General features: G+C 44.5%; 12 protein-coding genes. 3 read left to right on the top strand and 9 right to left on the bottom strand.

Annotated elements, in window-relative coordinates; all coding sequences use genetic code 11:
• Positions 1-115 precede the first annotated feature (115 nt).
• Positions 116-1051 (top strand): sugar phosphate isomerase/epimerase family protein, encoded by a 936-nt coding sequence (locus tag DR864_RS21255; protein ID WP_114068861.1) that lies wholly within the window; start codon positions 116-118, stop codon positions 1049-1051.
• Between the two features lie 72 nt (positions 1052-1123).
• Here DR864_RS21255 and DR864_RS21260 read toward each other — a convergent pair whose 3' ends face one another.
• Complete coding sequence (locus DR864_RS21260) at positions 1124-3595, bottom strand: TonB-dependent receptor (protein ID WP_229599434.1); 2472 nt, start codon at positions 3593-3595, stop codon at positions 1124-1126.
• Between the two features lie 179 nt (positions 3596-3774).
• Here DR864_RS21260 and DR864_RS21265 point away from each other — a divergent pair, with 179 nt between their 5' ends.
• Positions 3775-4419: a MarR family winged helix-turn-helix transcriptional regulator gene (locus tag DR864_RS21265; RefSeq protein ID WP_114068862.1), complete on the top strand. Its 645-nt coding sequence runs from the start codon at positions 3775-3777 to the stop codon at positions 4417-4419.
• 59 nt (positions 4420-4478) lie between these two features.
• Here DR864_RS21265 and DR864_RS21270 read toward each other — a convergent pair whose 3' ends face one another.
• The 6 genes from DR864_RS21270 to mutL all read right to left on the bottom strand — a co-directional run bounded on the left by DR864_RS21270 (position 4479) and on the right by mutL (position 12341).
• On the bottom strand, positions 4479-4868 hold the full coding sequence (locus tag DR864_RS21270; protein ID WP_114068863.1) for an RDD family protein: 390 nt from the start codon (positions 4866-4868) through the stop codon (positions 4479-4481).
• Between the two features lie 126 nt (positions 4869-4994).
• Entirely contained in the window at positions 4995-6224 is a 1230-nt protein-coding gene (locus DR864_RS21275) for a dicarboxylate/amino acid:cation symporter (protein ID WP_114068864.1), read from the bottom strand.
• A gap of 265 nt (positions 6225-6489) precedes the next feature.
• Positions 6490-8424, bottom strand: coding sequence for a 1-deoxy-D-xylulose-5-phosphate synthase (gene dxs / locus DR864_RS21280; RefSeq protein ID WP_114068865.1), 1935 nt, complete (start codon positions 8422-8424; stop codon positions 6490-6492).
• Positions 8425-8543: 119 nt separating this feature from the next.
• A complete protein-coding gene (locus tag DR864_RS21285; RefSeq protein ID WP_114068866.1) occupies positions 8544-9461 on the bottom strand; it encodes a rhomboid family intramembrane serine protease in 918 nt (305 codons plus the stop codon).
• Between the two features lie 114 nt (positions 9462-9575).
• Complete coding sequence (locus DR864_RS21290; protein WP_114068867.1) at positions 9576-10355, bottom strand: rhomboid family intramembrane serine protease; 780 nt, start codon at positions 10353-10355, stop codon at positions 9576-9578.
• 114 nt (positions 10356-10469) lie between these two features.
• Positions 10470-12341: a DNA mismatch repair endonuclease MutL gene (mutL, locus tag DR864_RS21295; RefSeq protein ID WP_114068868.1), complete on the bottom strand. Its 1872-nt coding sequence runs from the start codon at positions 12339-12341 to the stop codon at positions 10470-10472.
• 296 nt (positions 12342-12637) lie between these two features.
• Between mutL and DR864_RS21300 the strand changes: the two genes are divergently transcribed.
• A complete protein-coding gene (locus DR864_RS21300) occupies positions 12638-12817 on the top strand; it encodes a hypothetical protein (RefSeq protein ID WP_114070401.1) in 180 nt (59 codons plus the stop codon).
• Here the strand turns inward: DR864_RS21300 and DR864_RS21305 are convergent.
• Positions 12812-13117 (bottom strand): DUF6787 family protein, encoded by a 306-nt coding sequence (locus tag DR864_RS21305; RefSeq protein WP_114068869.1) that lies wholly within the window; start codon positions 13115-13117, stop codon positions 12812-12814. The two genes, DR864_RS21300 and DR864_RS21305, sit on opposite strands and share 6 nt — an antisense overlap.
• Positions 13118-13166: 49 nt before the next feature.
• Positions 13167-13895 carry an RluA family pseudouridine synthase gene (locus DR864_RS21310; protein WP_114068870.1) on the bottom strand — a complete coding sequence of 243 codons (729 nt, stop codon included), beginning with the start codon at positions 13893-13895 and terminating at the stop codon, positions 13167-13169.
• Between the last annotated feature and the right edge of the window lie 69 nt (positions 13896-13964).

Genomic DNA, 13964 nt, shown 5'->3' on the forward strand with positions numbered 1-13964 from the left:
ATTTTACGAAGAATTCATTAAGTCGCAGCAACAAATAAGAGCTGAATATGAGGACTTGAATGGTCTATTAAAGATTGCTTTAAATGAGTTAAACCATAAATTTTCACGTTAAAAAATGAATAATCGCCGCACTTTCATTAAAAACTTAGGCGCTGCTGCGGGTATGGCCGCGTTTGCCCCCGAACTGTTTGCTTCTGAACCGCAAAAACTGTGGTTTCAGATTTCGTTGGCCGAATGGTCGTTACACAAAGCTATTCTCAACGAAAAAAAATTGACCAATTTAGACTTTCCCGTGGTGGCACGTAAGGAGTTTGGAATTGGTATTGTGGAATACGTCAATCAGATGTTTAAAGATAAAGCCAAAGATACGGCCTACCTCAATGACCTGCTTACGCGCTGCAAAGACAACGACGTCAAAAACCACCTCATTATGATTGACGGAGAAGGTGGCCTCGCCGAAACCGATGCCACAGTACGTAACAAAGCGGTGGATAATCACAAAAAATGGGTTGAATGTGCCAAATATCTTGGTTGCAAAACCATTCGGGTCAATTCATTCGGACGTGGTACGGCCGAAGAAGTAGCCAAAGCGGCGGTAGATGGCCTCGGGAAATTAGGCGAATTTGCCGCACCTGTTGGTATTAATGTGATTGTTGAAAACCACGGTGGCTATTCATCCGATGGACAATGGCTTTCGAATGTCATGAAGCAGGTCAACATGAAAAACGTAGGTACACTGCCCGATTTCGGCAATTTCTGCATCAAACGCAGTAGTGGTGGTGAGTGGGGCGGTAGTTGTACAGAAGAGTACGACCGCTATAAAGGCGTGAAAGAATTGATGGCTTTTGCCAAAGGTGTAAGCGCCAAAACCAACGACTTTGACGAAAAGGGAAATGAGGCGAAAATGGACTACGCCCGTTTACTTAAAATCGTAAAAGATGCTGGATTCAAGGGAATCATTGGTATTGAGTACGAAGGAAACGTGACGTCAGAATACGACGGCATCAAGGCCACCAAGAAGCTATTGGAGCGTGTGGGTGCAATGGTGTAAAAGTGTATTTGCAAAAATCGGCGTGTTGAATCTTTATATTCGACACGCCGATTTTTATTTACAATAGTGTTTTTAAAACTCAATCACTAAGCCCAGCGCAGGCGTGAAATTGGCGTCTTCGTTGGCTAAAATGAGCGGAATGGCGTTACTTCCGTCGAGTTTGAGGGCTTGACCGTCGCTGGTTTTGAAGCCTGAATTGTCGGAAGTGCGCTCAAATGTGTATTGTGGAAAGGCTGGATTTGCGGTTAACAAAGCATTTTGAAAATCAAAAAATAAGTCAATCGACATTTTTTTGTAATTCCATTTTTTATCCACCCGGAAGTCCACGCGGCTAAATGCTTTGAGTCGTTGGCTGTTGAGGCGAGTGTAGTCTTCGGTGCCCACACCACTGGTGAGATACGTTCTTTGAGAAGTTACCAAGTCAAACGGCGTGTAGGGAGCACCGCCTTGATAGAGCCACTTTAGTCCCAATTCCCAACCCCGCTTAAATTTGTAGCCTAACTGCGTCGAAACCAGATTGCGAGTATCCCAAGCCGAGGCTACGTATTTGCCGTCTTTGCCTGTAAATTCAGACCGAAAATAAGTATAACTTAACACACCGAAGAAGTTTTTGGTGAGTTTTTGCTGCACAAAAAATTCAATTCCCCTACTTCGGCCTTTTCCAGTACTCGTCACAGCTTCGTTGCCGATGGCGCCAAAATTGCCGCCCTGATTGGCCAACGAAATGCCGTCGCGTACCGAAACGGGGTAATTATCGTACATTTTCGAGAAACCTTCGAGCGTGATGCGCGTAGTAGGCGTTGGAATGAATTCAAGACCCGCTACCACGTGGTCAGAACGAATGTATTTGTTGGATTTATTGACGAAATTCCCATCTTGGCGGTAGCCCAAAACGGTGTAAATCGGGGTTTTGAAATAACGCCCTACCGATGCGTTCAACCGCCATTTGTCGCTCACCTGATAACTGGCCGACAGGCGCGGGCTCAGCGTTTCGAGCGGATTGTTGCCGTCGGTCGTGAAAGAATTCATGTCGGTGCGTAGGCCCGCCGAAAGATTGAGGCGGTCGTTGAGCAGTTTACGATTCACCTGCGCAAACGCGCCGTATTTGAAGAAATCAATGGCCGTATTAAACGTCACTGTGATGCCGGGTTGGATGATTTGCCCTTGTGAGTTGGTGATTTCGCGGCGTAAGACGTTAAAAAAATCATTGTTGTATTTGACGTATTGCAACACTGCGCCATAGCTGTACTCCCATTTTCCAATGAATTTATTGACATCAATACGTAGTTTATTCTCAATTTCCTGCGAATTGCTCTTCAGCGCGCGGTATCGTTCATCGCCCTGACGATTGTCTTCAAAGCGGTCGAGACGGTTATTAAACATATTCCTGCTCAGTGAAACATTCATAAAACCGTTTTCAAGTAGCCGTTTCAATGAAAAACCTGTCGTATAATTCCACTGATTGATGTTGGGGTTGGAGCGTAGGATATATTCTTTTTCGGGGCTGCTTTCTTGCGGTACGGCAAAAGTGAACTCGTCGATGGCACCCACGCCGATGGCCGTTAGCGTCGTTTTTTTATTGATTTTATGGGTGACTTTGTACTGGAAATCCCAATAATTGGGTCGAATGGGCAAGTCAATGGCCTTGAATAAAAACTGCAAATACGAGCGGCGAACCGATGCCAAAAAAGTGGTCTTTGAAGAAATCGGTCCTTCTAGCGTTCCGGCTACTTCGGTGGAGCTGACGCGGATGTTACCCTGCACACGCTCTGGATTACCTTCGCGCTGACGGAATTGAAGCACCGACGAAAGGGCGTTGTCGTAACGGGCGTTAAAACTGCTCGAACTCAGGGTGGCATCTTCAATAAAAGATACGTTCAAAATGCCCGTTGGGCCACCTGAACTTCCCTGAGTAGCAAAGTGATTGATGACGGGTATCTCGACCCCGTCCAAATAAAATACGTTTTCATTAGGCCCACCTCCCCTGATAATCAAATCATTGCGAAAGCCGCCGACCGACCCAGCCGTCCCACCAACGCCGGGTAATACTTGAATCACCCGCGAGATGTCGAAGTTGCCACCGGGGTTGTTTTTGATTTCTTCGGTCGTTAATTTTTGGATGGAGTTGGGTGTTTCGACGGAGGCGACCGAGATGGAACGGTTAAAAACAATTTTGGTTTCGGCCAGCTGTACGGCATCTTCTTCCAGTTCAAAGTTGATTTGTTGGGCGTTGCCTGAGGTAAGCACAACGTTGAACTTACTGGTGGCTTTGTAACCGACAAAAGTGGCTTTGAGGTTGTAACTTCCTACTGGCAAACTGAGTTTAAACTTGCCTTCGGTATCTGTAGTGGTGCCTTGGTTGGTGCCTTCCACCTGAACCGTCACACCAATTAGTACTTCCTGCGTGCGTTTATCTGTGACGCTGCCGAGTATAGTACCAGTGTTTTGGGCAAACGCGGAAGCAAAGCTTAAATAGGCTACGATGAAGAAGGTAGCTAAAGCGCTGTAATTTAGTTTTTTTTTGAATGTTGACGTTGAATTCATTGTTCTAGATTGTATATGTATTGCAAGATGGTTTGTGGCTAAATAAGTATTGAGACAAACATTTTAGGTTTGATTTTGTTCTATCCATGTTTAATACAATACAATAACATTCCAAATTTGAAATTGTTTGTACGAAAACAAATTAATTTTTCTATATTAGAATGTTTTCAGTTTAAAAAATGAATTACGAACTCCTGCAACAGTTAATTGGTCATCTGGCAAATTATGAAGCCCAGCGTTCTTCCTCTCAACGAAAGGACCTGGAAGGATTTGTGGCGTATTTGAATCAGCAGGTTTTTTCAAAATCGACCGATGCTGCGGTGGACTTTGAAAACAGTGAAACGGTGGAAGCATTGCTTTCGCAATTGATTGCCTTTCTGTACCGTTATGCGAAAGGGTACATTAAAAAAGCCCTTGAAGATTCGGCGCTCATTACGCTGGATGATTTCGGCTACTTGGCGGGTATCTGGCAAAGAGGCGGGTGTTCAAAAACGGAAATTATCGAGTTGAACATCCACGAAAAAACAACTGGGATGGAGGTGATAAAGCGTTTGTTGAATAACAAATTGATTGAACAAACCGACGACCCCAACGACCGTCGAAGCAAGCGTTTGTTGATTACAGAGAAGGGGAAAGGTGTTTTGTTCGGAACGTTTGATGAGATGCGAAAGGCAAGCTTGATCATTTCTGGTAATCTAAATGAAATCGAGAAGCTGCAGTTGTTGTATCTGCTTCAAAAACTGCATTTTTTTCACAAACCGTTATTTCTGAACGAGCGGGAGAAAAGTTTAGATGAATTATTGAATTTAAATCAAACCGAATAAAAAAAGCGTTTGCGAAGGAGTTCGCAAACGCTTTTTTTAGAATAGATTTATGATTCTGACTATTGTTTTACCACGATGGTGTTAGCCCATTTATCACCAAAACGCTTTTTGTCATCGCTAAATACCATCAGTGCATCCACAAAACCAAAAATAGGAATCATCAATGAAACTTGGCGCACGATGGCCGCGCCCCAATCTCCCTCAATGCCCGCGCCAGTATCTTCCTTAATGACTTTGATTTTCATTAATTTTTTACCGATGCTTTGCCCTCCGAAAAAACCGTTCGTGGCGGGAATGGCGTCTTTGGTGAGTACATAAGCAATGGCAATAAGATACCCCACAAAAATGAGTTTAAAAGAAATAAAGGCTAAAATCCAGGCGGGAAGATAACCCACAATACCGTCAATAAAGGCAGCTACAAAACGTTGGATGGCATCGGCTTTTTGCATTGTATTAGGAAGGTTTAGAGTAAAAAAAGTGGTTCAGGAATTTTTTACCGAACCTACTTCTTTTCAGCCAAACAGTCAAGGAGTTACGGGTTAATTTTTGTAAAAATAAATTACGTAAAATTGGTCTTAACTCTCGATGTATTCTCCTTCTAACTTGGAGATAACTGCGGTAGCTACGGCATTGCCCGCCACAGAAGTGGCTGAACGTCCCATATCCAAAAACGGATCTACGCCGATTAGCAAGGCAAGTCCTTCAACGGGCAAGTCAAACTGAGCTAGCGTACCTGCAATCACCACCAACGATGCCCTTGGTACCCCAGCGATTCCCTTTGAGGTAATCATCAGCGTAAGCAACATCGCAATCTGTTGTTCAATCGTGAGTGGTATACCGTAGGCCTGCGCAATAAAGCCCGTCGCGAAGGTCATGTACATCATCGAGCCGTCCAAATTGAATGAATAACCGAGCGGCAACACAAATCCGATGATACGCTTGCTGCAACCGAATTTCTCCAAAGCCGTGATTTGCTGCGGCAAAGAAGCTTCCGAACTAGCCGTACTGAACGTCAGAATCATCGAATCTTTGACGTGCGCCAACAATTTGAGATACGGAATCCGCATCACCAGACAAATTACCCACAAAACACCGAAGACGAAGAAGATAAGACCCCCGAAGAAGCAAATAATCAAATACGCATAGGAGATAAGAATGCCCAGCCCTTTCAACGCTACCACGCCCGTCATAGCACCCAAAACGGCGAATGGTGCAAGTTGCATCACATACCCAACTATTTTAAATACTACTTCGGCCAAGCTGTCAATCACTTTGATTAGTTTTTTGCCATGCTCGCCCACTGCTCCTAGGGCTATTCCGAAAAACAGTGAAAATACCACGATTTGCAGGATTTCATTTTCGGCCAACGCTTTAAAAAAGCTGTCGGGGAATATGTGAAGGATAAAATCTTCGACAGTTTTCATGGCTTTGCCCGATACGCCCACTTCCGTTCCTGCGGCAGGACGTGGCCACTGCTGTACTTCTCCGGGACGGGTTACGTTGACCACAACCAAGCCCACAATCAGCGAGAGAATTGTGGCAAAATAAAAATAAAGCAACGTTTTAATCCCAATCCGTCCTACTACGCTAAAATCACCAAGTTTGGCAACCCCTACCACCAAAGTGCAAAACACCAGCGGGCCGACAATCATTTTAATTAATTTGAGGAAAATTTTACTGAGGATTTGAAATTTATTGGCAATCTGAGTGGCATCTTCGGCGCTCATGGTGCTATGCAGGATTTGACCGATAATTACGCCCAATACGAAGCCAATGATGATTTTGGTAGTAATGTTTAGTTTCATGAAGTGTTGGGTTATAGATACGTTAGGTTGAAATTTTACAAGAATTTAGAGAGTGGTATTTTAAAAAGAATAACCATAAAGATTGGAGGCCTGCTTCCTGCGCTTTATGATTCTGCCACAAATTAGGAAAAAAAAGAAAAAGAAGCGTGTGTCAGGATGAAAAACTGCCCTGAACTTGGCGAATCAGGAGACGTTTGGGTGATTTTAAACGCAAAGGAGGCTCGGTGAACCACCGAGCCTCCTGTAGAAATAATATAAAGGAATTTTACAAAGCAATTGCGGGGGCCGTCATCATTTCACGGGCTGTACGAGCAATACCCTCGGGGTCGAAACCACATTCACGGTGTAGTTCAAGTTGTTCGCCGTGTTCTACAATACGGTCTGGAATACCAAGACGTTTTACTTGGGCATGGTACCCGTTTTCGGCCATAAATTCGAGCACAGCGCTGCCCATTCCTCCTGGCAGACAGCCGTCTTCTACCGTGATGACTTTATCGAATTGTTGAAAAACTTCGTGTAACAGGGCTTTATCTAAAGGTTTTACAAAACGTAAATCGTAGTGGGCGGCGCTGATACCTTCTAGTTCTAGTATATCACATGACTTAACGGCATAGTTACCGATGTGTCCAATGGTCAGAATGGCTACGTCTTCACCAGCTCGTACTTTGCGTCCTTTGCCGATTTCAATCTTCTCAAATGGCGTTTTCCATTGGGGCATAACGCCCTCGCCTCGTGGGTAGCGAATAGTAAATGCTTTTTTCGACTCCTGTGTTTCGGTCAATTGGGCTGTGTACATCAGATTTCGCAACTCCTGTTCGTTCATAGGAGCTGAAATCACCATGTTAGGAATACAACGCATGTACGCAATGTCGTAAGCACCGTGGTGGGTGGGGCCGTCGGCCCCTGCAAATCCTGCCCGGTCTAGACAGAAAATAACGGGCAATTCCTGAATACACACATCATGAACGACTTGGTCGTAAGCCCGTTGCATGAAAGTGCTATAGATGTTACAATACACCACCGAGCCTTGAGTGGCCATCCCTGCCGAGAAAGTTACGGCGTGTTGTTCGGCAATGCCCACGTCGAAAGCCCGGTCGGGCATGGCTTTCATCATGATATTGAGCGATGAGCCAGAAGGCATAGCTGGCGTTACACCCACAATTTTCTCATTTTGTTCGGCCAATTCAACCAGCGTATTGCCAAACACATCTTGGTATTTGGGTGGTTGTGGTTGGTCGTATACTTTCTTAAAGATTTCGCCCGTAATCTTGTCAAATTTCCCCGGAGAGTGCCATTTCGTTTGGTCTTTTTCGGCAGGAGCAAATCCTTTTCCTTTAACCGTAACGCAGTGGAGCAGTTTGGGGCCAGGAATATTTTTTAAATCATTGAGAACGTGTACCAGATGATCGACGTCGTGGCCGTCAATGGGGCCAAAATAGCGTAGATTAAGCGATTCAAACAGGTTACTTTGGCGCAGCAAAGTTGCCTTGAGTCCATCTTCTACACGCGATACAATCTCACGGGCATTTTTGCCGAATTGACTCATTTTACCCAGCAGATTCCAAACTTCCTCCTTTACGCGGTTGTAAGTATGTGAAGTGGTAATGTCGGTCAAATATTCTTTGAGCGCCCCTACGTTGGGGTCGATACTCATACAATTGTCGTTGAGAATGATGAGCAGGTTGGTGTTGTTGAGAGCACCTGCGTGGTTCATCGCTTCAAACGCCATTCCGCCCGTCATGGCACCGTCGCCGATAATCGCGATGGACTGTTGGTTTTGAGCACCACTAAGCCGTGCGCCAACGGCCATGCCCAGCGCGGCAGAAATAGAGGTAGAGGAGTGCCCTACGCCAAAAGAATCATAAGGGCTTTCCTTGCGTTTGGGGAAACCCGAAATGCCGCCGTAGAGGCGGTTGGTATAAAAATTGTCCCGTCGTCCAGTAAGGATTTTGTGGCCGTAGGCTTGGTGGCCTACATCCCATACCAACTGGTCTTCGGGCGTATTAAAAACGTAGTGTAGGGCAACGGTGAGCTCAACAACTCCCAGACTTGAGCCAAAGTGACCACCGTACACAGAGACCAAATCAATGATGTACTGTCGGAGTTCTTGCGATACTTGAGGAAGTAGGGATGAGTCTAACTTACGCAGATCTTCGGGCGTATGGAGTTGCGAAAGTAATTTACCTGGAGTGATGAGCATTGTGTAACGGCTTGAAACAAACGTAGTACTATAACCGATGTACCGATAAAAGTGTTTGGCAAAAGTACGAAAAAGAAAGGCAACTTATCAAAAGTTTGAACATCCCTTCACCAGACTCATCACTGTTGGCTTGCTTTGTAGAGTTTTTGTTTCTCTTCCCGGGTCAAACTTTCATAGCCCGACTTCGAAATTTTGTCCAAAATAGCGTCGATTTCGTCTTGATTTGGAATCAAAATGGCCGAATTCTCACTGCTCGAAGTAAAGTGGCGGGCCGCTGAGGTGGTCGTAGCCCGGGCGCGTTGCGGAATGGTTACGTTGGGCCTTCCAGTAAACAACTTCCGAAAAAAATCATTGATGGCATAAATAGGCATTCCCCAATCATGGCCTTTTTTAAGGGATTTTATAAAACCAAATCCTACCATTGCTCCTGCAATGTGGGCTACATTGCCACCGGCATTAGGGCCTACCAACTGAGCCATTGAAATGATAATGCACAAAGCTGCAATGTATTTCAAACGAACGGGCCCAATCAAAAAGACAAAAAAAGTATGATCTGGCAAGAGCGTAGCCGCTCCTAAAATGACCGCAAAAATCGCCCCTGAAGCTCCAACGAGCGTTGTATTGGCCAATTCGGCCTGAAAGTAAGGTAAAGTGTTGTACAATGCTAAAAACAACAAACCGCCGCCAAGCCCCCCAAGCAGATAGAGGGCAACGAGCCGTCGGCTGCCGAGGTATTCTTCCAACACCTGCCCAAACCAATACAGAGAGAGCATGTTAAAGAAAATATGAAAAGGACCTTGATGGACAAAAAAGTTGGTGAGCAAAGTCCAAGGGCGGTGCAAAAACGCATTAAAGTCCGCAGGAAGGCGCAACTGTTCCATCACCCATTCGTAATAAACGGGGGATTGACCAAAAGTGAAAATAATGTAGAGAACAATGACCGTCACGAAGACGAACAGGTTCAAAAGTATGAGTTTAACAACCGCATTGTTGGTCTTTGAAAACTCCCCCTTAACATCGTCAAAAATGCTGCCCATGCCTTTTGGTCGTTAATGGTTATTGGTTAATTATTAGTAATTTCAAACAAGCTTTCAGGCTTTTTATTGTTGTTTTTTTAACGAAAGTTAGGTAAAAATATACAATAACGCAAATCAGTGCATTCGCTTTACCCGCCATACCTTCAGCAATATATACGCAAAAATCATGCCTCCGATGTGGGCAAAATGCGCCACCCCCGAATCCCTGATATACACACCCGCGTATAATTCGTACAAAGCGTAAAAAGTAACAAAATATTTGGCCTTAATGGGGACAGGAAAGAACAATAACATCATTTCCATATTGGGGAAAATAAGCCCGAATGCGGCGATAATTCCAAAAATTGCCCCAGATGCTCCCAACATGGGTATATTAAGTCGCTGTTGATACAAATCTTTTACAAACCCTACACTCTCGTTGATATACGATAAATTTTTAGGTTGGTCTTCAAAATCATTCAAAAAACCCAAAGCTCCTTGTTTTATGTCGGGGGCAAACCGGGTCACGAAATCCAAAAATGCGTCGGGAGAAGGGTATTGAGTGTATAGGTCAACGGCATGGCTGAGCTGCGACATTTCGATGTAATTGATGACCGCATACAAAAATCCCGCGCCAATCCCCGTAACAAAGTAAAAGATAACAAAACGTTTGGTACCCAGCACGTGCTGTTCTAGGAGCGGACCAAAAAAGAAAAGTCCGAGCATGTTGCTGAATAAATGCCCAAAACCACCGTGTAAAAACATGTACGTAACAAACTGATGCGGCCTAAATTCTGGGCCCATTACAGGATGCAGCGCAAACCAGTTTACAATAAAAGGACTCAGGTCTTGAAGTAAAAAAATGACGACGTTAAGAATTAATAAATTCCGTACAATCGGAGTAATATTGAACATAAAAGCACAGATTAATTAGAAACGATTCTATTGATGGTTAAAGACTAACTGTTAAGAGATTAAGGCTAAATTGAATTTGGACAATGAGCAATTGACGACTTAACATTCTAACATTTAACCATTCTTAAACAGATTTGCTATTTTGTCTAACGATAAAATGACAAAAATGGGTTCGCCGCTTGGCGTATAATTTGGGTTGGAAGAAATAAACAGTTGGTTGATTAACTTTTCTATTTCATCCGACGAAAGCCGCACCAGATAACGGGAGGCGAAGCGTCGGGCCAACGTGCGTGCTGTTGTTTCGGCGCGATTGAGTCGTAGTTCGTCATGACTCTGATGCAATTGTTCGCATAATTCTTCAAATAATTGCTGTATGTTATCGCTTGGTAAGTCACCTGGAAGGCTTCTTACCACGAGTGTATCGGGCCCAAGGGCGTCAAAATCAAAACCTAAGGCCGTGATTTCTTCCCGCATTTCAAGAATCATCGGAATGTTGGCAGGTGATAACCTGACCGTAGCTGGAAAAAGAAGCTGCTGTGACGCGGCATTTTGGTTTTCCAGTTGTTTTAAATAGCGGTCATACAGTACGCGTTCGTAAGCCGCCCGCTGGTCGATGAGCATCATACCTGACTTAACCGCCGAGACTACATAACGGTTTTGAATCTGTACCGCCAAACGACGATTTTTAATGTCCTCATCTTCGGCATTTAGGGCATTGGCCCGGCTGCCGAGGGTGGTGGGAAGCGGCTCTAAAAAGTCTTCTTTGTCGTCCAGTTCCAATGTGGTTTGTACGGGAGTGGGGTCTGGTTTCTGAAAGCCATCGAATAGTTTTTCCCAATGAGACAAATTGGTTTCCTCACGCCGTGAAGTGGGCAAGGGTGGGGCCAAAGCAGCATCTCGGGTAAAACTCGGTGGCTTGGGGGCGGTATTGGTCCGAGTGCCCGACATCGGGCTCAGGAAATTTACGTTTGATTCAAAATCAATCGAGTGCGATAAGTGATTGATACTGATTGCTTTGCGAATGGCAGCCATCAATAGCGCATACACTGAGCGCTCATCATCAAACTTTATTTCCGTCTTTGTGGGGTGAATGTTGATATCAATGTGTGAGGGGTCGATGTCCAGCATCAACACATAAAATGGATGACTCCCTTCCGAAATGGTGGATTCATAGGCCGCCAACACGGCATGGTGCAGGTAGCTATGTTTAACATACCGCTCGTTTACGAAAAAAAACTGCTCACCTCGGGTTTTGCGCGCAAAATCAGGTTTCCCCACAAATCCTCTCACGGTTACGTAAGGTGTTTCTTCCTGACACTGAATCAGTTGTTCACGGTAATTTTTTCCAAACATATCCACAATGCGGCGGCTCAATTTGCCTGCGTAGAGATTATAAACCTCGGTGTCGTTGTGATACAAGGAAAAACTTATTTCGGGATGGGCCAGCGCAACTCGCTGAAATTCATCCAGAATATGACGCATTTCGACAGAATTGGTTTTGAGGAAATTGCGTCGGGCGGGTACGTTAAAAAAAAGATTTTTGACCAAAATATTGGTTCCAGGAAGGCACGCGACCGATTCCTGAGATTTCAGTTCCGAGCCTTCCATCCGTAGCAAGATTCCAATTTCATCGGAAGGGCGTCGGGTACGCATTTCAATTTGCGCAACGGCCGCAATCGAAGCCAATGCCTCACCACGAAAACCCATGGTGCGAATTTTGAAAAGGTCGTCGGCATGTCGAATCTTTGACGTTGCATGGCGTTCAAAACTCATGCGGGCGTCGGTTTCCGACATACCGCCGCCGTCGTCAATAATCTGAATAAGGGTACGGCCGGCGTCACGAATAATTACCTGAATATTTTTGGCCTGTGCATCAATGGAATTCTCCAGTAACTCCTTTACAACGGAAGCCGGGCGTTGTACTACTTCACCCGCTGCAATCTGGTTAGCAATGGCATCGGGCAACAGGCGAATTACATCTTGCATATTGGGGGTACATCTTTCAAATTATACAACAAAAAAAAGGGCTCAAAACGTTTACGTAGCGTAGATTTTAGTTAAAAAATATATATGTTGCAACAATTAAAAATAAAAATGCGTTTATATGATTAAAAAGATATATATTTTTACTTTATCGGGATATTGATATCTTTATTTATCTTTGTTTCGAAAATAAATTTACCCCATTTAAATACTTTGGCACGCTGTTTGAGGAAAGGCTTAAAAGAGAGGTATTCTACTTTTAATCAAACAGTTGTACTACACTAATGACACTAACTAAGATGAAGAAGCCTAACCTGTATTTGGCCTTTCAGTGGCTAATTTTCCTTCCGATTATTCTGCCTTTATGTATTGTGTTTGGAGCCCTTCAAGGAGTGTTTAACACGGTAGAGCAGATGGCCCAACAAATGTGGTCTGACGTTTCGACGGTAGAAAAAACTGTTGAGCCTTCAGAACTATGAGCGCTTGCGAGAAAATATGTTTATCAGGCGCCTGAACATTTTTTTTTCGAAGTTCAAAAAAAACTGAAATTGCCCGAAGAGCCATCCGTAAAACAGCAGGATGACTTGATAGAGGGGCAAGATAATTAGAATATTAAACGCCCACACGGCCCATGTGCTTTCAATGGAGAGCCATTGGACCATCCATCGCTTCGTGTACATTACGGTAAATCCCGTACAGGCAAAGACAAGTAGTATAATCACTACTTGCCAACTGTTTTTTACTCCCCAACGGTTTTTGAGTTTATCAATCCAAGTCATTTAATGGGTAGTCTGTGTCCGAGAATCAGGCTTGGGTAAATCAGGTACATTATTCGTGCAAAAACGCCAAATGTTCGGGCCCGATTTCTTCTGGGTCTAAGTCCAAAAACTCTTCCCAGAAAGGATCGTTTGGTAATGATGCCCGACATAAAATAGATTCTTTTTTGACTGGATGCGTAAAAAACAACCGACGAGCGTGCAGATTGATACTGCCGTCGTGGTTGGGTTTAGGCGAGCCGTATTTTACATCTCCCCTAATTGGACAGCCGATTTGTGCCAATTGAACCCTGATTTGGTGCGGACGGCCCGTATGCGGGGTTACTTCCAGTAAATAATGTTTGTTTACTTCACCCAACAAACGATACGTAAGTTCTGCTTTTTGGGCCTTGTCGGCGGGATAATCATAAGCCGAGACTACATTTTTATTTTCATCTTTGACCAACCAACTTACGAGTTTGTCCTGCTTTTTGGGAGGGCGTCGGCGCACCACCGCCCAGTAGGTCTTCTGAACGTCGCGTTTGCGGAAAATTTCGTTCATGCGTTCAAGGGCTTTCGACGTTCTGGCAAAAACCACTAAGCCGCTTACGGGGCGGTCTATGCGGTGAACCGTTCCCAAAAACACTTCACCGGGTTTTTCGTATTTTTCTTTGATGTAATCTTTTACCAGTTCCAACAGCGGAACATCGCCTGTAGAATCGCCTTGAACGAGGAGACCAGCGGGTTTATTGACGATAATGAGGTGATTATCTTCGTATACTACGTGAAATGGCTTGGCCATTGGAATCAAAAGTTAATAGTGAATGGCAGCTTGTCTGCCCTGAATTGTTCATCACAAACTTCGTTACGA

The organism is Runella rosea (assembly GCF_003325355.1).
GTDB classification, from domain to species: Bacteria; Bacteroidota; Bacteroidia; order Cytophagales; family Spirosomataceae; genus Runella; species Runella rosea.